Consider the following 17,863-nt stretch of genomic DNA (forward strand, 5'->3'; position numbering starts at 1 on the left):
GCCTGCCACCTCACAACGCCCGCTTGCGGGGCCCGGGAACCTGGGCATCGGATTCCCTCAGGTACAAGGGCGTGGAGTCCAGGAGCTGCTCCCCCGCCGCCAGCTTCGCCAGGGCGAACTGGCCCAGGGACGCAGCGTCCGGCTGCGCCAGCGCAAAATCTTCCACGGCATTGAGATCGTCAGCGTAAAGCCCGGCACCGGCACCAAAGACCGGAAGGTCCGGCAAGCCGGACGCGAAGCCCACATGCGGGCCGTCGGCCAGCTGCGGCAGCTGCCCTTCCGGGAGCGTGTAGCGGGCCCAGTAGACCTCCTTGCGCCGTGCATCCGTGGCGACCAGGAATTCCGGGACAGCGGCCGTGGACTCAGCGACTTCCAGCGCGATCGCGTCCAGACTCATCAGGCCGTACAAGGGCTTGTTCCAGACAAACGCCAAGGTGCGCGCGGTGGCGATCCCGGACCGAAGTCCGGTGAAGGGTCCCGGTCCCACGCCGGTCACGATCGCATCGATGTCCGCACCGGTGACGCCCGCACCGGCCAGGAGCTTGTCGATGCCCGGCGCCAGGACCTCGGCATGGCTTCGGGTGTCCTCCGTGGCGAAGGAATCCACCACCGATTCCATGGCGGCATCGGAGATTAGGGCAGCGCTGGCCACGGCGGAGGTGTCGATGGCGAGGATCAGCATCAGCGGTCTCCTTCCTGGCTTGTTTCGAGCATGGGCGGGGCCTCGGACCACCGGGGACCAAAGCCGCGGAAAATGATGGTGCGTGGCTCGTCGTCGTCTTCGGTGTCGAAGTCCAGCACGGCGTCGGTAGTGGTGCCACCTGCACCGGGGGAACCCGCGCCCACAGCCCTGTGCAGTTCCACGTCGAGCCTGCTGGCGGAAAGGTGCTCCACCCGGTCACGCCCCCACTCCACCACGGTCACGGCCGTGTCCATGGTGTTTTCCAGGTCGATGTCGTCGATCTCCGCGGACGATTCCAGCCTGTAGGCATCCACATGGACCAGGTCCGGCCCGCCTGGCCGCGGACCGTCCGGAAGGTTCGGGTGGATCCGCACCAGGACGAAAGTGGGCGAGATGATCCCGGCACGCACACCGAGTCCCTCGCCGAGTCCTTGCGTGAAGGTCGTCTTCCCGGCACCCAGTTCCCCGGTGAGCACCAAGAGGTCGCCCGCCTCAAGGACACCGCCCAGTGCCGCCGCGACGGCGTGGGTCTGCTCCGCCGTCGTAACTCTCAGGGTGCGCTCCCACTGGGGCCCGCTCACAGCGCCGCCGCTTCCGGTTCCACCTGGGCATCGGCGCCGGAGGGAGCTTCATTGACGTAACTGCGCGGTACCCTGGGGCTGATGCGGGTGACGATCTCGTAGTTGATGGTTCCCGCGGCCGCCGCCCAGTCGTCTGCGGTGGGTCCGCCGTCGGCGCCATCACCGAACATCACGGCTTCGCTGCCCTTGAGTTGAGCTGTTTGCTCAGCCGTCAGGGGGCCCAGGTCGATCACCATCTGGTCCATGGCGATCCGGCCCACCACCGGGTAGTTGACGCCGTTGACGCGGACCGGTCCGCCGGTAGCCACCCGCGGTACCCCGTCAGCGTAGCCCAGCGGTACCAGGCCCAGCGTGCTCTCTTCGCTGGTGTGGTAGTGGAGACCGTAGGACACCCCCTGGCCTTCGGGGACTTTCTTGCAGTTGGACAGCAGGGTCCGCACGGTCATGGCGGGGTGCAGGCCGAGTTCGGTGGAGGTGGCGCCGGCGAAAGGCGACAATCCGTAGATCCCGAGCCCCACGCGGATGAGGTCGAAATGCGAATCCGGCCTGGACAGTGCTGCGGGCGTGTTGGCGATGTGCCTGACTTCGGTGTCCACGCCGGCGTCTTCGGCGATGGCCAGTGCTTCACGGAACACCTGCAACTGCTGGTCGGTCTCCGGCCGTTGCGGCTCGTCCGCCACTGCCAGGTGCGAGAAGATCCCCACTACGCGCAGCAGGCCCTCATCCTGGTATTCCATGGCCTGTCCCACTAGTTGGTCCCAGTCGGCCATGGTGCAGCCATTGCGGCCCAGGCCGGTGTCCACCTTGAGGTGGACCCGGGCGGGGCGTTCCTGCTCGCGGGCCGCAGCCACAACCGCATCCAGCTCCCACCCGGAAATTCCGACGTCGACGCCGGCGGCCACTGCCGCCTGGAAGTTGCTTTCGCGGGTGTGCAGCCAGGCGAGCAACGGGGCATCGATACCGGCAGCGCGCAGGGCCAGGGCCTCCGAAATGTGCGCCACGCCAAGCCAGCGGGCTCCGGCCTCCAGGGCGGCACGGGCTACCTGCACCGCACCGTGGCCGTAGGCATCGGCTTTGACCACGGCCATGACGGCGGCCGGAGAGGCGATGGCGACGAACTGGCGGACGTTGTGCCGGATGGCCTCGAGGTCGATCACGGCCGATCGTTCCAGTACTGCCGATTTTGCTATGGAGGGCCTGGAACCGATCCCAATGTCTGCCGCTGCTTCGTAAGTCACCTAAGAGATTCTAGTAGCGCCGGTGAGGGCCGGTTAATTGGAGGGGCACTCCGCAGGTCAGTGCGCGTCTGACAGGTGGGCAATGGTGGCGCGGGCACGCCGTTGGGCTTCGGCTGGAATATCCTTCACGATCGGCTCCAGGAAGGCGAAGCGGCGCAGCCATTGGCTGGACTGGCGTTCCTTCCTGGCGTTGGCGCGCTGCCACCAATCCGCGATGTCGCCCCATCCGGGTGCCGCCAGCGATCCACCCACCTGCTGAACGGCCAGCGAGGCACACAGGTTCGCGAACCTGAGGCGGTCCCCCAGCTTCCACCCCGCCAGGCTTCCGACGATGAAGGCTGCGTCAAAGCAGTCGCCTGCGCCGGTGGGATCAGAGGCAGACACCGGCAGGGAAGGAACCCATTCTTCCTCGCCCGTGTCCGAATCCACGGCCATGGCCCCCTGGGCTCCCAACGTCACCACGGCTACCGGTACCCGGTCCGCCAACGAATACAACGCAGCCCACGGATCGGATTTCCCAGTGAATGCCATGGCTTCAGGGGCGTTGGGGATGAAGGCGTGGAAATGTTCCAGCTGCTCAAGCCGTTTTTGGGACCATTCACCGCTGGGATCCCAGCCCACCACGCCGAACAACTTGGTCCCGGACTCTTTTGCCGCAAGAGCCCATGGTTCCAGTTCCTCCCCCAGGTCCGCGACGGCGGCGAGCGCCCTGGGCGGCTTCCCGATCAACTCCGAAGTGTTGACCGGTGCCGGATGCCCGTGGGTGATCATGGAGCGGTCCTGGTTCACGCACAGGGAAACGGTCACCGGCGAATGCCATCCCGGAACCCTGCGGGACAAGGACAGGTCAACGTGCTCCTGGGTTTCGAGGATCTGCCAGTTGTAGTCGCCGTAGCCGTCGTCGCCGAAAGTGGCGGCCAGGTTGGTCCGGAGCCCCAGCCGGGCCGCGGCGATCGCCTGGTTGGCCACACCCCCGGGGCAACTTCCCATGCCCTCGCTCCAGACTTCGGTTCCGGGTTCGGGCGAATGGGGCAGTCCCGTGAAGATGATGTCCTGGAAGACGGTTCCGGTGAGCAGGAGGTCGCACTGGTTGCTGCCGTCGGACCGGACGGAGGCAAGGGGGTCGAAGCGTCGCTGGGGCATGGCGTCCATGCACGGCAGACTACGCCGCAGGCCTTGGGCTGCATAGACTCAAGGCATGCGGCTCATGATCGCCGGAGGCGGCGGATTCCGGGTTCCCCTTGTCTACCGCGCCCTGCGTTCGGGTCCCTTCGTGGGGCTGGTGGATGAACTGGTTCTGTATGACGTGGACGCTTCCCGGCTTGCCGGAATCGAGGCCGTCCTGCGCGACATGCCAGGTGGCGGACCGGCCCCGCAGGTCACTGTTTCCACTGACCTGGAACGGGCGCTGGCCGGCGTCGATGCCGTCTTTGCCGCGATCCGGCCCGGTGGGACGGCAGGGCGCGTAGTGGATGAACGGGTTGCCCTGGACCTCGGGCTGCTGGGGCAGGAGACCACGGGTGCGGGCGGAATCTCCTATGCGTTGAGGTCCATTCCGGAGATGCTGCGCCTGGCCCACGCAATGCGCCGCCTCTGTCCCGATGCCTGGCTCATCAATTTCACCAACCCGGCAGGTATGGTCACCGAGGCATTGGTTCCTGTTTTGGGACGCCGCGTGATCGGCATCTGCGACTCTGCCGGGGGCCTGGTCAAGCGCGCCGCGGCGGCCGCGGGTGCACCCCTTCCGGACGGAAAGCTCGACGGCGTGGGCTACTTCGGGTTGAACCACCTCGGCTGGCTCTACCGCCTGGCACCGCGCGGGAAGGACCTGCTGCCCGGACTGCTGGCGGATGAAGCTGCGCTCCGTTCTTTTGAGGAGGGCAGGCTGTTTTCCCTGCACACCCTGCAGCGGGTGCGGGCCTTGCCCAACGAATACCTCTATTACTACTACGACACAGAAAACGCGACCGGTGCGATCCGCGACCAGACGGAGACCCGCGGCGCGTCCATCCACGAGCAGCAGCGCTCACTGTATCCGGAGCTCGCCGGCGCGTCCGGCGCCTATGCCCGCTGGGACGCAGCCAGGCGGTCGCGGGAAGAAGGCTACCTCGCCGAGGCACGCACCGACGGCGGACAGCGGGACGAGGAAGACCTCGCCGGCGGTGGCTACGAGCGGGTGGCACTGGCCGTGATCCGGGCGCTGTTTGGCGGCGGGCCGGCCGAGCTGATCCTCAACGTGCCCAACTCCCCCGTTGCCGTCACCGGGGCGGGTCCCGCATTGGTTGCCGTGCCCGGGTTGCCGGGTGACGCCGTCGTCGAGGTTCCCTGTTCTGTGACGCCCGACGGCGCGTTGCCGCTTCCGCAGGACCGCCCCGGCGGGCGCTTCCTCACACTGATGCGCCACGTCAAGGACGCTGAACGGCTCACCATCCAGGCCGTCCGGGACGGCTCCCGCGGCGCAGCGGTCCGGGCCTTCGCCGCCCACCCGCTGGTGGGTTCGGAGGACCTCGGCCAGCGGTTGGTGGAAGGCTACGAACAGGCCTTTCCCGAAGTCCGGGGGCTGTGGAAGTGACGTCGCCGGGTTATTTCCTGAGCTCCTGGTACATGACGTGCAGTCCTACGAAACCAATCTCGGGATGATTGAAGGCCTCGGGAACGGTGGCCAGGATCCGGAACCCCATGGACTGCCACAACCACACAGCCCGGACATTGCTTTCCACCACGGCGTTGAACTGCATGGCACGGAACCCTGCGGTTTTGGCCTCCTTCAGGGAGTACTCGCACAAGGCTCGGGCGATGCCCCTGCCCGAATGCCTGGACCCCACCATGTAGCCGGCGTTGGCAACATGGCTGCCGCCCCCGGCCTGGTTGGCGTGGAATTCCCCGGTACCCAGGACCTCGCCATCGTCAGCCACAGCCACGAAGGTCTGGCCCGGGGCATCCTTGGTCCATTTGGCACGTGCTGCGTCTTCAGCGGTGTCACGGTCCCAGGTGAAGGTTTCACCCTCGCGGATGACGGGCTCCATGACGGCCCAGATGCCGGGCCAGTCGTCGGGGGTGGCGGGGCGGATGTGGAAATTCTTGTCGCGGCTCACAGCGGAAACGCTAGCAGCCCCGGCACCGGGATCACGCCACGCCCAAGGCAGGAGTAGTGTTTTCTGCAGGCAAAGCTGTGTGGGATTAAGGCAGGAGGAACGCTGTGCCGTTGATTCGCCGTGTGGCGCTCCTGTCCCTGCATACCTCGCCCATGGAGCAACCCGGTGCCGGGGATGCCGGCGGGATGAACGTCTACGTCCGTGCGCTGGCCATGGCGCTGGCAGAGAATGGCGTGGAGGTGGAGATCTTCACCCGTTCCACCAAAGCCGGGCAACCCGCCGTCGAACATCCCGGCCCCGGAGTCTGCGTCCACAACGTCATGGCCGGTCCCCGCCGGAAGCTGCCCAAAGAAGAACTCCCCGCCCTGCTCCACCAAATGGTGGAGCAGATCGACGCCATCCGCCACAGCCAGCCGCACGGACGGTACGACGCCATCCACTCGCACTACTGGGTGTCGGGCGTGGCGGGCCTTGAACTGGCGGAGCTGTGGAACGTGCCGCTGATCCACACCATGCACACCATGGCGAAGGTCAAGAACCTGGTCCTGGAGTCCGGCGAGCGCCCCGAGCCCCGTCGGCGGGAAGAAGGGGAACAAAGGATCGTCGACGGCGCGTCACGCCTGATTGCCAACACCCCCGCTGAGGCCGAAGAACTGGTCTCGCACTACGGCGCCGACCCGGACCGGATCGATGTCGCACCGCCCGGCGTTGACCTGAACGTATTCACGCCATCGTTCCGGCGGAAGGCCCGCAGGGAGCGGGGTGTCCGGCCTGAGAGCTTCCACATTGTTTTTGCCGGGCGTATCCAACGGCTCAAGGGACCGCAGGTATTCGTCAAGGCGGCGGGAATCCTCCGCAAGCGCCGTCCGGACATCGACCTTGAAATGACCATCCTGGGCTCGTTGAGCGGTGCCAAGGACTTCAACTTGCAGCAGGTCATCCAGGACGCAGGGCTCAGCGACATCGTCACGCACCGCCCACCGGTAGTGGCTCCGGAACTTGCCGGCTGGTTCCGGTCCGCGGACGTGGTGGTCATGCCTTCCTTCAGCGAGTCGTTCGGGCTCGTGGCGTTGGAAGCACAGGCGTGCGGCACACCTGTGGTCGCTACCAAGGTTGGCGGCCTGACCCGTGCCGTCTCCGATGGCAGGACCGGAATACTGGTGGAGGGGCACGATCCTTCGGATTGGGCCGAGGCCCTGGAGGACCTGTACGACGACGTCCGCACGCGCGAAGACATGGGCAGGGCTGCGGCAACACACGCCGAGTCGTTCGGATGGCAGCGGACCGCCGCCATCACCTTGGAGAGCTACAAGGAGTCGGTGTCAGGCCTGCTGGTACCTGGCAGGTGATGTCTTGGCGGCAGGGCTTCCGCTGCATGCCCGGCCCTGGCTGGTAGATTGGCGCGCACGGCGCAGGCCCACATCCCGGGCACGCACCGAACCGCCACCGAGCCGAAGGACAACGATGTCTGAGAACAAGGTCCTGACCGATCTTGAAATAGCCCAGCAGGCCACGCTGCTCCCGATCGAACAGGTCGCTGAGCGGGCCGGAATTCCCCGGGATGCTCTGGAACTGTACGGGCGGTACAAGGCGAAGGTCGATCCCGCCCGGCTGCTCCCTGAACCGGGGAAGCCTGCAGGACAGGTGGTCCTGGTCTCGGCCATGTCCCCCACTCCCGCCGGCGAGGGCAAGTCCACCACCACCGTGGGACTCGCCGATTCCCTGGCCCGTGCCGGGCACAAAGTGATGATTGCCCTCCGGGAACCGTCCTTGGGGCCCATCCTCGGCATGAAAGGCGGTGCCACGGGCGGCGGGTACTCGCAGGTGCTGCCCATGGACGACATCAACCTCCACTTCACCGGAGACTTCCACGCCATCACCTCGGCCAACAATGCCCTCATGGCGTTGGTGGACAACCACATCTTCCAGGGAAACCAGTTGGGAATCGACCCGCGCCGCATGACGTTCAAACGCGTCCTGGACATGAACGACAGGGCGCTCCGGGAAGTGGTGATCGGCCTGGGCGGTCCCGCACAGGGTGTCCCCCGGCAGGACGGCTTCGACATCACCGTGGCCTCGGAGATCATGGCAATCTTCTGTCTGGCATCGGATCTGGAAGACCTCCGCACCCGGCTGGGCAGGATCACCTTCGGCTACACCCACGACCGGCGGCCGGTGACCGTCGCCGACCTTGGCGTCCAGGGGGCACTGACCCTGCTCCTGAAGGACGCCATCAAGCCGAACCTGGTCCAAACCATCGCCGGAACGCCGGCGCTCGTCCACGGCGGCCCCTTCGCCAACATTGCCCACGGCTGCAACTCGATCATCGCCACCCGGACTGCGCAGGAACTGGCGGACATCGTGGTGACCGAGGCCGGCTTCGGCGCGGACCTCGGGGCCGAAAAGTACATGGACATCAAGGCGCGCTTCGCAGACGTGGCGCCTTCCGCCGTCGTGGTGGTTGCCACCATCCGCGCGCTGAAGATGCACGGCGGTGTTCCCAAGGAGGACCTGGCCCGCCCCGACGTGGAGGCTGTTGCCGCCGGGGTTGAAAACCTCAAACGGCACGTGCAGAACGTGGCGAGGTTCGGCGTCACACCGGTGGTGGCCATCAACAGGTTCGCCACGGACACCCCGGAAGAACTCGAATGGCTGCTCGCCTGGTGCGCAGCGGAAGGCGTGGAGGCCGCCGTCGCCGATGTCTGGGGACGCGGTGGTGGAGGCGACGGCGGCGACGAGCTCGCTGCCAAGGTGGCCGCCGCGCTCCAGGGCCCGTCCAGCTTCCGCCACCTGTACCCGCTCGGGATGCCGGTGGAGGACAAGATCCGGACCATCGCCCAGGAAATCTACGGCGCAGATACCGTGGAGTTTTCCGTCCCCGCGGAGAAGCGGCTCGCCGAGATCGAGCGGAACGGTTGGTCCAGCTTTCCGGTCTGCATGGCCAAGACGCAATACTCGTTCACCGACGACGCCTCCAGGCTGGGTGCTCCCAAAGGGTTCAAGGTGCACGTCCGCGAGCTCATTCCCAAGACGGGGGCGGGCTTCATCGTGGCGTTGACCGGCGCTGTGATGACCATGCCCGGCCTGCCCAAGGAGCCGGCGGCCATGCGGATGGACGTGGACGCTTCCGGCAAACCCACCGGCCTCTTCTGATCCTCTCTCACCAAAATCCCCCTTTTGGCGAGCCCTCTCTCACCGGGTGCGAGAGGGATTGCCAAAAGGGGGTAAAAGGTGAGAGAGCGTCGGGGAAGGTGGGGGCGCTTAAAAGGCGAGCGGCCCTCCCGGTGGTTGGTTACCAGGAGGGCCGCTCGTCGCTTTCGCGGTTAGCGCTCGATGTCGCCGCGGATGAAGGCTTCAACCTTCTCGCGGGCGATGTCGTCGTTGAACTGCTCCGGCGGGGACTTCATGAAGTAGCTGGAAGCGGAAAGCAGCGGGCCGCCGATGCCGCGGTCCAGGCCGATCTTGGCCGCGCGGATGGCGTCGATGATCACGCCTGCGGAGTTCGGGGAGTCCCAGACCTCAAGCTTGTATTCGAGCGAGACAGGGGCGTCGCCGAAGTTGCGGCCCTCGAGGCGGACAAAGGCCCACTTGCGGTCGTCGAGCCAGGCCACGTAGTCGGACGGGCCGATGTGGACGTCGTCTGCGTGCAGGTCTGCCTCGACGTTGGAGGTCACAGCCTGGGTTTTGGAGATCTTCTTCGATTCCAGGCGGTCGCGCTCAAGCATGTTCTTGAAGTCCATGTTGCCGCCAACGTTCAGCTGGTACGTGCGGTCCAGCGTGACACCGCGGTCTTCGAAGAGCTTGGCCATCACGCGGTGGGTGATGGTGGCACCGATTTGGCTCTTGATGTCGTCGCCAACAATGGGGATGCCGGCCTCGGTGAACTTGTCGGCCCATTCCTTGGTGCCGGCAATGAAGACAGGAAGCGCGTTGACAAAGGCAACGCCGGCGTCGATTGCGCACTGGGCGTAGAACTTGGCAGCCTGGTCCGAGCCAACCGGCAGGTAGCAGACCATGACGTCAGCTTTGGCTTCCCGCAACGCTGCTACGACATCAACGGCTTCTTCCGGAGCCTCGACGATTGTCTCGCGGTAGTAGCGGCCCAGTCCGTCGAGGGTGTGACCGCGCTGGACCTTCACACCGGTAGCCGGAACGTCGGCGATCTTGATGGTGTTGTTCTCGCTGGCCCCGATGGCGTCGGCGAGGTCCAGGCCAACCTTCTTGCTGTCGACATCGAAAGCGGCAACGAACTCTACGTCGTTGACGTGGTACTGGCCGAACTCAACGTGCATCAGACCGGGAATCGTGGACTTCGGGTCAGCGTCGCGGTAGTACTCGACACCTTGGACCAACGATGCGGCGCAGTTTCCTACGCCGACAATGGCAACACGAATCGGATGTGAAGACACGGAACTCCTTTGGGAAAACCTCAGTGCCACGCGATGCCCCGGCTGAGCCCGGAGAGCGGCAGATTGGCACGGCGCCATTCGGCGCACACTTTTGCATTCTAACCAACACACGAGGGGCCGCCGTTATTCCCGGCTGGCCCCTCGCAATATGTCAGCAGCTTAAACCCAATCGACGGCACCCGGCGGGACGTGAGAGAGGATCGGTGGGGCTGGCTACTTCTGGGCCCACAGGTTGATGTCGGACTCGACGGCGAATTCATCGATCGCCGTCAGCTCCTCATGGGTGAAGTCCAGGTTGTTGATGGCGCTGAGCGTGTCCTCGAGCTGGCGGACACTGGAGGCGCCGATCAGCGCAGAAGTGACCGGCGACCCCTTCGGCTGGTCCCGCAGGATCCAGGCCACGGCCATCTGCGCGAGCGTCTGACCTCGTCCCTGCGCGATGGCGTTCAGCCCGCGGACCCGGTCGAGTTTGTCTTCTGTCAGAGCCGATTCCGACAGGAACCTTTCCTTGGCTGCACGGGAATCCGCAGGCACACCGTTGAGGTACCGGTCCGTCAACATTCCCTGGGCCAGCGGCGAGAAGGCAATGGACCCGGCGCCCACCTGGTCCAGGGCCTCATAAAGGTTGGGGCTGCCGTTCTCAGTCCAGCGGTTGAGCATGGAATAGCTGGGCTGGTGGATGAGCAAAGGCGTGCCGAGTTCCTTCAGGATCCGGGCTGCCTCCAGTGTCTGCTCAGGAGTGTAGGAGGAGATGCCTGCATACAGCGCCTTGCCGGACCGAACAGCGTAATCGAGCGCGCCCATGGTCTCCTCCAGCGGAGTCTCAGGATCAGGCCGGTGGCTGTAGAAAATATCCACGTAGTCCAGGCCCATGCGCTCCAGCGACTGGTCCAGGCTGGAAATGAGGTACTTCCGGGAACCCCACTCACCGTACGGGCCGGGCCACATGTAGTAGCCGGCCTTGGTGGAGATGACCAGTTCATCGCGGTAGGGCTTGAAGTCTTCCTTCAGATGCCGGCCAAAGTTGGTCTCGGCCGAGCCGTCCGGGGGTCCGTAGTTGTTGGCGAGGTCAAAGTGGTTGACGCCGAGGTCGAACGCACGGCGCAGGATGGCGCGCTGTTCGTCGAACCGCTTGTCATCGCCGAAGTTGTGCCAAAGCCCCAGCGAGATCGCGGGAAGCTTCAGTCCACTGCGTCCGACGCGGCGGTAGGGCATGGTTTCGTAGCGGTTTTCCGCGGCCGAATAAGTCATACGTACCATCCTGCCACCGTGTCGCTCCGGGTGACGGCGCCGTCCGTCATGTGGGCGCCGTCACCTTTGGAGCAGCTAGCCTCGGTTGACGCGCACGACGGCGGCGCTGGCGCCGGGAAGCGTCAACGTGCCGTTATCCAGGGCTGCTTGTGCGTCCGTTGCCAGCAGCACCGCCCCTTCCACCGGGGTATCGAGCGTTTCCGACCCGAAGTTGCACACCACCCGAAGGTCTCCGCGGGTCATTTCGAGCCAGTGCTCGTCATCGTCATATTCCACGGAGGTGTCCGCGAACCCACCGTCTGCCAGGACAGGATTGTTTCGGCGCAGCTGTGCTAAATCGCGGTACAGTGCCAGCAACCTGGCGTGGTCGCCGTCGGATGCTTCCTGCCAGTTGAGTTTTGAGCGGTGGAAGGTCTCCGGGTCCTGCGGATCGGGAACCACGTCCGGGTCCCATCCCATCCGCTCGAATTCCTTGATCCGGCCCTTCGCCGTGGCTTCCCCCAAGTCCGGTTCCGGATGGGAGGTGAAAAACTGCCAGGGGGTTGAAGCCGCGAACTCCTCGCCCATGAACAGCATGGGCGTGAACGGCGACGTCATGGTGACCACGGCACCGATGGCCAACTGGCCATAGGACAGCGATGCCGTCAGGCGGTCGCCAATCGCACGGTTGCCGATCTGGTCATGGTTCTGCAGGCAGACCACCAACGCCGAGGGGTGTGCCAGGTCCCGCCGGATGGGCCGGCCGTGGTGACGTCCGCGGAAGCTTGAGTAGCTGCCATCGTGCAGGAAGCCGTGCTCCAGGACCTTGGCCAGGACAGCCAGGGAGTCGAAGTCGCCGTAGTAGCCGGTGGTCTCGCCACTGAGGTTGACGTGAAGGGCATGGTGGAAGTCATCGCTCCACTGGCCTTCGAGCCCATACCCGTTGTCCCTGCGGGGGTAGATCAGCCGCGGGTTGTTGAGGTCCGACTCGGCAATCATGGTCCGCGGGATGCCGGTTTCCGCTTCGACGGCATCACCGAGTGCGCCAAATTCTTCCAGGATGTGCACGGCGCGCTCATCCCGGAGCGCATGGACTGCATCCAGCCGCAAACCATCCACGTGGTAATCCCGGAGCCACATGGCGGCGTTTTCCAGAATGTAGCGCCGAACGTCGTCCGAGCCGGGACCGTCCAGGTTCACCGAGTCGCCCCAGGTGTTCCCCTCACCGGACTTCAGGTACGGGCCAAACTTGGGCAGGTAGTTGCCGCTGGGTCCGAGATGGTTGTAAACGACGTCCTGGATCACTCCCAGCCCGGCCGCGTGGGCCGCATCCACAAACCGCTGATAGGCCGCCGGTCCGCCGTAGGCCTCATGCACGGCGTACCAGAGGACGCCGTCGTAGCCCCAGTTATGGACGCCGTTGAAGGCGTTGACCGGCAGCAGTTCGACGAAGTCCACGCCCAGGTCCACCAGGTAATCGAGCTTCCCGATGGCTGCTTCCAGGGTGCCCTCCGGTGTAAAGGTCCCAAGATGCAGCTCGTAAATAACAGCACCCTTGAGGCTGCGGCCCTTCCAGTTTTGGTCCTTCCACTGGTGGGCGGAGGGATCGAAAGTCGCTGACAACCCATGAACGCCGTCGGGCTGCCGCCGTGATCGGGGATCCGGGAACGGCCCTTCGCCGTCCACGATGTAGCCGTAAGGGACGGCCTCGCCAGCCGCCACCCCGGCGGGGGCGCGCCACCAACCCTGCGCGCCGCCGTCGTTGTTTTGCTCCATGCTGTACTCGCGACCGTCCGCGAGCAGCTTTACCGAACGTGCGTCCGGTGCCCACACATCAAAAAGCTCTTTTCCAGCAGCGTGCTCCATCAAGCTCCCCTATACATTCAAGCGTGTGCAGTAACGGTGTGGCGCGGCGCTTCAGTCAACCGGGACCAGCAGCGCCACCGGGTAGTGCTCCAGCAGCGCAGCCAGCGGGACAGGACCGGCGTCGAAAGTGGTTCCCGTCAGTTCGTCGCGGCTCTTGGCTGGAAGGTCCACAGCGGTGTCCCGCCAGCCGCCATTGCGCTCCAGGGCTTTGGGAAGCCTGGTGGCAACGGTCACTGCGCCCGAGGCGTCCGCGCCACGGCTGAACGCCACCACGTGGGCGGCCGCTGCGCCGGTGGCAGCCACCGGCTGGTACCCGCCGAACAGCTCCGGACGGTCCCGCCGCAGCCGCAAGGCCCTGGACACCACCAGGAGTTTGGCGGCCTCGTCCGTCCTGGCCGGGCCTGCGCCGCCATCGAGTTCCGCGAGCGCATCAATCCGTGCCTGGAAGTCCACAGGCCGCCTGTTGTCAGGGTCCGTCAGGGAACCATCCCGGAATTCCGTGCCCTGGTAGACGTCGGGCACGCCGGGCATGGTCAACTGCACCAGCTTGGCGGACAAGGAGTTGGACGTACCGTACGGCTCAAGTTCCGCGACGAAGTTCTCCAACGCGGCCCCGACCTCCGGAACATCGAAAACGGAGTCGACGGCGGCAGCCAGGTGCCGCTCGAACTCCAGGTTGGGGTCGGTCCAGTTGGTGGAGTTGCCGGCCTCGCGGGCAGCCTTGAGGGCGTAAGCCTGAAGACGGCTGCGGTCCGCCGGCCAGGCACCGGCGATCGCCTGCCAGATCAAGGCGGACAACGGACCGTCAGGAATCGGCGCCAGGTCCTGGACCGTGCCGAGGAAGAGTTCCCACTCGGGGACCGACTCGGAGATCACGGAAATCCTGGCCCTGGCGTCCTCGCTGCGCTTGGTGTCGTGGGTACTGAGCGTGGTCATGGAGAGCGGCAATTCCGCCTGGCGACGGGCCATCCTCTGGTGGAATTCCCCGGGAGAAACGGCGAACTCCGTGGGGTCGGCACCCACCTCCGTGAGCGTACCGAGCCGGGTGTAGCGGAAGAACGCCGTGTCCTCCACGCCTTTGGCCATGACCATGCCCGAGGTCTGCTGGAACCGCCGGGCAAGCTCGCCGGTGGTGTCCAGCAGCAGCGGACGAAGTCCTTCCAGGACTCCGGCCAGCTCCGGCCGGTGCTTGGCCGCGTGCTCGATCGATTCTTCCAGGATTTCCTGACCGTACGGCAGGTAGGTCCGGTAGACGGGGAACCAGCAGATGATCTCGGCGAGGGCATCGGCTACGTCCAAGCGCGGCAGCGCACTGGTTTCCTGCACCAGGCGGGACAGGCGCAGGATTTCCGAGCGGAGGATGCCGTCGGCGATGCGCCGCTTGGTGCCGTGGATCATGACCTGGTAGTTGGCAGGCTCGGCTTCGTCCCGGAGCCGAGCGTCGAGGTCGTCGAGGAACTCTTCAGCGGCGGGGTCGACGAAGAGCCGGTCCACATCTGCCAGGGCGTCGTATCCGGTGGTGCCTTCGCACTGGAAGGTTTCCGGCAGCTTCTCCCCGGGTTCCAGGATCTTCTCCACCAGTAAGTACGTGCCACCTGTGGCCTCCTTCAGACGGGCCAGGTAGCCCTCGGGATCGGCCAGGCCGTCCGGGTGGTCGATCCTCAGTCCATCCACCAGTTCCTCACGGAACCAGCGGACGATCTCCTGGTGCGCTTCGTCGAAGACCCACGGTACTTCCACCCGCACCCCGGCCAGGGTGTTGACGGCAAAGAACCGGCGGTAGTTCAGTTCCGCGTCGGCCCGGCGCCATCCGACCAGCTCATAGTGCTGCCGGTTGTGGACGTCCTGCGGTGAGTCCCCTTCGGTCCAGGTGCCGTCGGCCAAAGGGAAGCGGTGGTCGTAGAAGTGCAATTCGCCGTCGACGATCCTGAGCTGGTCAAGGTCATCGTCTCCGCCCAACACAGGGATGCGGATCCGGCCGCCGCCGAAGTCCCAGTCGACGTCGAACGCTTCCGCGTACTTGGACGACCGCCCTTCCTTCAGTAACTGCCACCACCAGGCGTTCTGGCCAGGTGATGCTACTCCCATGTGGTTGGGAACGATGTCCGCGAGGACTCCCAGCCCTTCCTTCCGCGCTGCCTTGGACAAGGCTTCCAGGCCTTCCGGCCCACCGCGGGACGGGTCCACCGTGGAAGGATCGGTGACGTCGTAGCCGTGATCGGACCCTTTCTCGGCGGTCAGGATGGGCGAGACGTAGACCCAGTCGACACCCAGGTCCTTGAGGTAGCCCGTCAGTTCCGCTGCGTCCTGCAAGGTGAAGCTTGGACGGATCTGCAGCCTGTATGTGGAGACTGGAGTCCTCATGAGTCCGCCTTCTTCTGGTCTGCCTCAGAGCCGGCTTCCGCCTCCGCGCCGGCAGTGTCCGCCCCACCCGGTTCCTCCCCGGCAGTATCCCCGGTTCCGGCGCCTTCGTCGTCCTTGTACCCCAACGCAATCGACGTGACTGCAGGCGCCGTCACGGAGGCGGTCTCCGGAGTGCTGGTCTGGGTCAGCGCCGCCAGCGAGGCGGCCACGGAGTGGTCCGGTTCCACCTCGGGAGTGCTGTGTGCCCGGAGCACCACCAGTGACTTGCCCGCCACCATGAGGATCTGGTCGGCCTTGACGATGTCGGCCTCCGCACCTTCTCCCCCGGTGTCGATCATGACGTCCCAGGCTGCAGCGTATTCGTCCGAGGGGATCCGGAATCCGACTTCGTCGACGTCGGCGTTGAAGTAGAGCAGGAAGTTCACGTCGGTGATCCGGCGTCCCTGATGGTCCAGCCCACGGATGCCGTCACCGTTGAGGAATACACCTACCGAACGGCCCAGGGCGGTGTCCCAGTCCCCGGGTGTCATGGTGCTTGCGTCCTTGTCCAGCCACACGATGTCCGGAAGCCGCTCACCCTCACCACGGACAGCGGGGCGGCCATCGAAGAACCGGCTGCGGCGGAGCGTGGGATGCTTGGCGCGCAGGGCGCTGACGGCGGCCGTGAACTCGATCAACGGCTGGTCCACGGAGTCCCAGTTGATCCACGTGAGTTCGGAGTCCTGGCAGTAGCCGTTGTTGTTGCCCTGCTGGGTCCGTCCGAGTTCGTCCCCGTGGAGCAGCATGGGCACGCCCTGGGACAGGAAAAGGGACGCGATGAAGTTCCTTTGCTGCCGCGCCCTCAGGCCGAGCACCGTGGGATCGTCCGTGGGCCCTTCAACACCGCAGTTCCAGGAGCGGTTGTGGGATTCGCCGTCGTTGTTGTCCTCACCGTTGGCCTCGTTGTGCTTCTCGTTGTAGGACACCAGGTCCATGAGAGTGAAGCCGTCGTGCGCCGTGACGAAGTTGATGGACGCGAAAGGACGGCGGCCCGAGTGCTCGTAGAGGTCGGCCGATCCGGTCAGGCGGGAGGCGAACTCACCCAGCGTTGACGGTTCGCCGCGCCAGAAGTCACGGACGGTGTCGCGGTATTTGCCGTTCCATTCGGTCCACTGCGGCGGGAAATTGCCCACCTGGTAACCGCCGGGGCCGACGTCCCACGGCTCGGCGATGAGCTTGACCTGGGACACCACCGGGTCCTGCTGGATGAGTTCGAAGAAAGTTGAGAGCTTGTCGACGTCGTAGAACTCGCGGGCCAGCGTGGAAGCGAGGTCGAACCGGAATCCGTCCACGTGCATTTCCGTCACCCAGTACCGCAGCGAGTCCATAAGCAGCTGCAGGGAGTGCGGGCTGCGGACATTCAGCGAGTTGCCGGTGCCGGTGTAGTCCATGTAGTACTTCTGGTCGTCCTCCACCAGTCGGTAGTAGGCCGAGTTGTCGATGCCCTTGAAGGACAGCGTGGGACCGAGGTGGTTGCCTTCAGCGGTGTGGTTGTACACCACGTCCAGGATGACCTCGATACCGGCGTTGTGCAGCGAACGGACCATGGCCTTGAAGTCCTGGACCTGCTGACCGGTATCGCCCTTTGAGCTGTAGCTGTTGTGCGGGGCGAAGAACCCGATGGTGTTGTAACCCCAGTAGTTGCTCAGGCCCTTGTCCTGCAGGATGCCGTCGTTGACGAACTGGTGCACCGGCATGAGTTCAATGGCGGTGACGCCGAGCTTCTGGAGGTGGGAGATCACGGCCGGATGCGCCACGCCTGCATAGGTACCGCGCTGCTCTTCCGGCACCTCCGGGTGCAGCATGGTAAGGCCCTTAACGTGGGCCTCGTAAATCACGGACTTGTGGTAAGGGATGCGGAGGAGCTTGTCGCCGTCCCAGTCGAAGAACGGGTTGATGACCACGCCCAGCATCATGTGGGGTGCGGAATCTTCATCATTGCGGGAGTCCGGGTCTCCCAGGTTGTACGAGAAAAGGGACGGATCCCAGTCGATCTGCCGGTGCACTGCCTTGGCGTAAGGGTCCAGCAGCAGCTTGTTGGGGTTGAACCGCTGGCCTGCGTCGGGGTCGTAGGGCCCGTGAACGCGGTAGCCATACTTCTGCCCGGGCTGCACCTGCGGCAGGTAGCAGTGCCAGACGTACCCATCCACTTCCTTGACATCCACGCGGACTTCGCTGCCATCGTCGTCGAAGAGACACAGTTCCACCCGTTCAGCCCTTTCACTGAACAGGGCAAAGTTGGTGCCGGTGCCATCGAATGTGGCGCCCAGCGGATAAGCCGATCCAGGCCAGACTTCCATGCGTTCTCCTCTTAGGTGATGCGAACAACTGCTGCAAGCCTACTCATGACCCCCGACAC

13 protein-coding genes are annotated in these 17,863 nt (G+C 65.2%); 3 read left to right on the forward strand and 10 right to left on the reverse strand.

Annotation, left to right across the window (positions count from 1 at the left end; genetic code table 11):
* Positions 1–10 precede the first annotated feature (10 nt).
* The 4 genes from tsaB to ACUYMZ_RS14830 are packed head-to-tail and all read right to left on the reverse strand — an operon-like array spanning position 11 to position 3,653.
* Positions 11–682 (reverse strand): tRNA (adenosine(37)-N6)-threonylcarbamoyltransferase complex dimerization subunit type 1 TsaB, encoded by a 672-nt coding sequence (gene tsaB, locus ACUYMZ_RS14815; protein ID WP_426003575.1) that lies wholly within the window; start codon positions 680–682, stop codon positions 11–13.
* Positions 682–1,263, reverse strand: coding sequence for a tRNA (adenosine(37)-N6)-threonylcarbamoyltransferase complex ATPase subunit type 1 TsaE (tsaE, locus tag ACUYMZ_RS14820; RefSeq protein WP_481604125.1), 582 nt, complete (start codon positions 1,261–1,263; stop codon positions 682–684). Before tsaE ends, tsaB begins: the two co-directional genes overlap by 1 nt.
* A complete protein-coding gene (alr, locus tag ACUYMZ_RS14825) occupies positions 1,260–2,501 on the reverse strand; it encodes an alanine racemase (protein ID WP_426003577.1) in 1,242 nt (413 codons plus the stop codon). The genes tsaE and alr overlap by 4 nt, the downstream gene beginning before the upstream one ends.
* A 57-nt stretch (positions 2,502–2,558) precedes the next feature.
* Positions 2,559–3,653, reverse strand: a complete 1,095-nt coding sequence (locus ACUYMZ_RS14830; RefSeq protein ID WP_426003579.1) for a carbohydrate kinase family protein — start codon at positions 3,651–3,653, stop codon at positions 2,559–2,561.
* Between the two features lie 46 nt (positions 3,654–3,699).
* Here ACUYMZ_RS14830 and ACUYMZ_RS14835 point away from each other — a divergent pair, with 46 nt between their 5' ends.
* On the forward strand, positions 3,700–5,073 hold the full coding sequence (locus tag ACUYMZ_RS14835; protein WP_481604128.1) for a family 4 glycosyl hydrolase: 1,374 nt from the start codon (positions 3,700–3,702) through the stop codon (positions 5,071–5,073).
* A gap of 10 nt (positions 5,074–5,083) precedes the next feature.
* Here the strand turns inward: ACUYMZ_RS14835 and ACUYMZ_RS14840 are convergent, their stop codons facing one another.
* Positions 5,084–5,596 (reverse strand): GNAT family N-acetyltransferase, encoded by a 513-nt coding sequence (locus ACUYMZ_RS14840; protein WP_426003581.1) that lies wholly within the window; start codon positions 5,594–5,596, stop codon positions 5,084–5,086.
* A gap of 104 nt (positions 5,597–5,700) precedes the next feature.
* Between ACUYMZ_RS14840 and mshA the strand changes: the two genes are divergently transcribed.
* Both mshA and ACUYMZ_RS14850 read left to right on the forward strand, forming a co-directional pair.
* The gene (mshA, locus tag ACUYMZ_RS14845) at positions 5,701–6,945 is read left to right on the forward strand and encodes a D-inositol-3-phosphate glycosyltransferase (protein WP_481604130.1); all 1,245 of its coding nucleotides are present in this window, start codon (positions 5,701–5,703) and stop codon (positions 6,943–6,945) included.
* A 115-nt stretch (positions 6,946–7,060) separates the two neighbouring features.
* Entirely contained in the window at positions 7,061–8,749 is a 1,689-nt protein-coding gene (locus tag ACUYMZ_RS14850) for a formate--tetrahydrofolate ligase (RefSeq protein ID WP_481604132.1), read from the forward strand.
* Positions 8,750–8,919: 170 nt separating this feature from the next.
* Here the strand turns inward: ACUYMZ_RS14850 and ACUYMZ_RS14855 are convergent, their stop codons facing one another.
* The 5 genes from ACUYMZ_RS14855 to glgX all read right to left on the reverse strand — a co-directional run bounded on the left by ACUYMZ_RS14855 (position 8,920) and on the right by glgX (position 17,804).
* Complete coding sequence (locus ACUYMZ_RS14855; protein ID WP_481604134.1) at positions 8,920–10,005, reverse strand: inositol-3-phosphate synthase; 1,086 nt, start codon at positions 10,003–10,005, stop codon at positions 8,920–8,922.
* Between the two features lie 213 nt (positions 10,006–10,218).
* On the reverse strand, positions 10,219–11,256 hold the full coding sequence (gene mgrA, locus ACUYMZ_RS14860; RefSeq protein ID WP_481604136.1) for an L-glyceraldehyde 3-phosphate reductase: 1,038 nt from the start codon (positions 11,254–11,256) through the stop codon (positions 10,219–10,221).
* Between the two features lie 75 nt (positions 11,257–11,331).
* The gene (treZ, locus tag ACUYMZ_RS14865; RefSeq protein WP_481604138.1) at positions 11,332–13,101 is read right to left on the reverse strand and encodes a malto-oligosyltrehalose trehalohydrolase; all 1,770 of its coding nucleotides are present in this window, start codon (positions 13,099–13,101) and stop codon (positions 11,332–11,334) included.
* Positions 13,102–13,152: 51 nt separating this feature from the next.
* The gene (treY, locus tag ACUYMZ_RS14870) at positions 13,153–15,465 is read right to left on the reverse strand and encodes a malto-oligosyltrehalose synthase (protein ID WP_481604140.1); all 2,313 of its coding nucleotides are present in this window, start codon (positions 15,463–15,465) and stop codon (positions 13,153–13,155) included.
* Positions 15,462–17,804, reverse strand: coding sequence for a glycogen debranching protein GlgX (gene glgX, locus ACUYMZ_RS14875; RefSeq protein WP_481604141.1), 2,343 nt, complete (start codon positions 17,802–17,804; stop codon positions 15,462–15,464). Before glgX ends, treY begins: the two co-directional genes overlap by 4 nt.
* Positions 17,805–17,863 lie beyond the last annotated feature (59 nt).

The organism is Arthrobacter sp. T572, assembly GCF_056780115.1.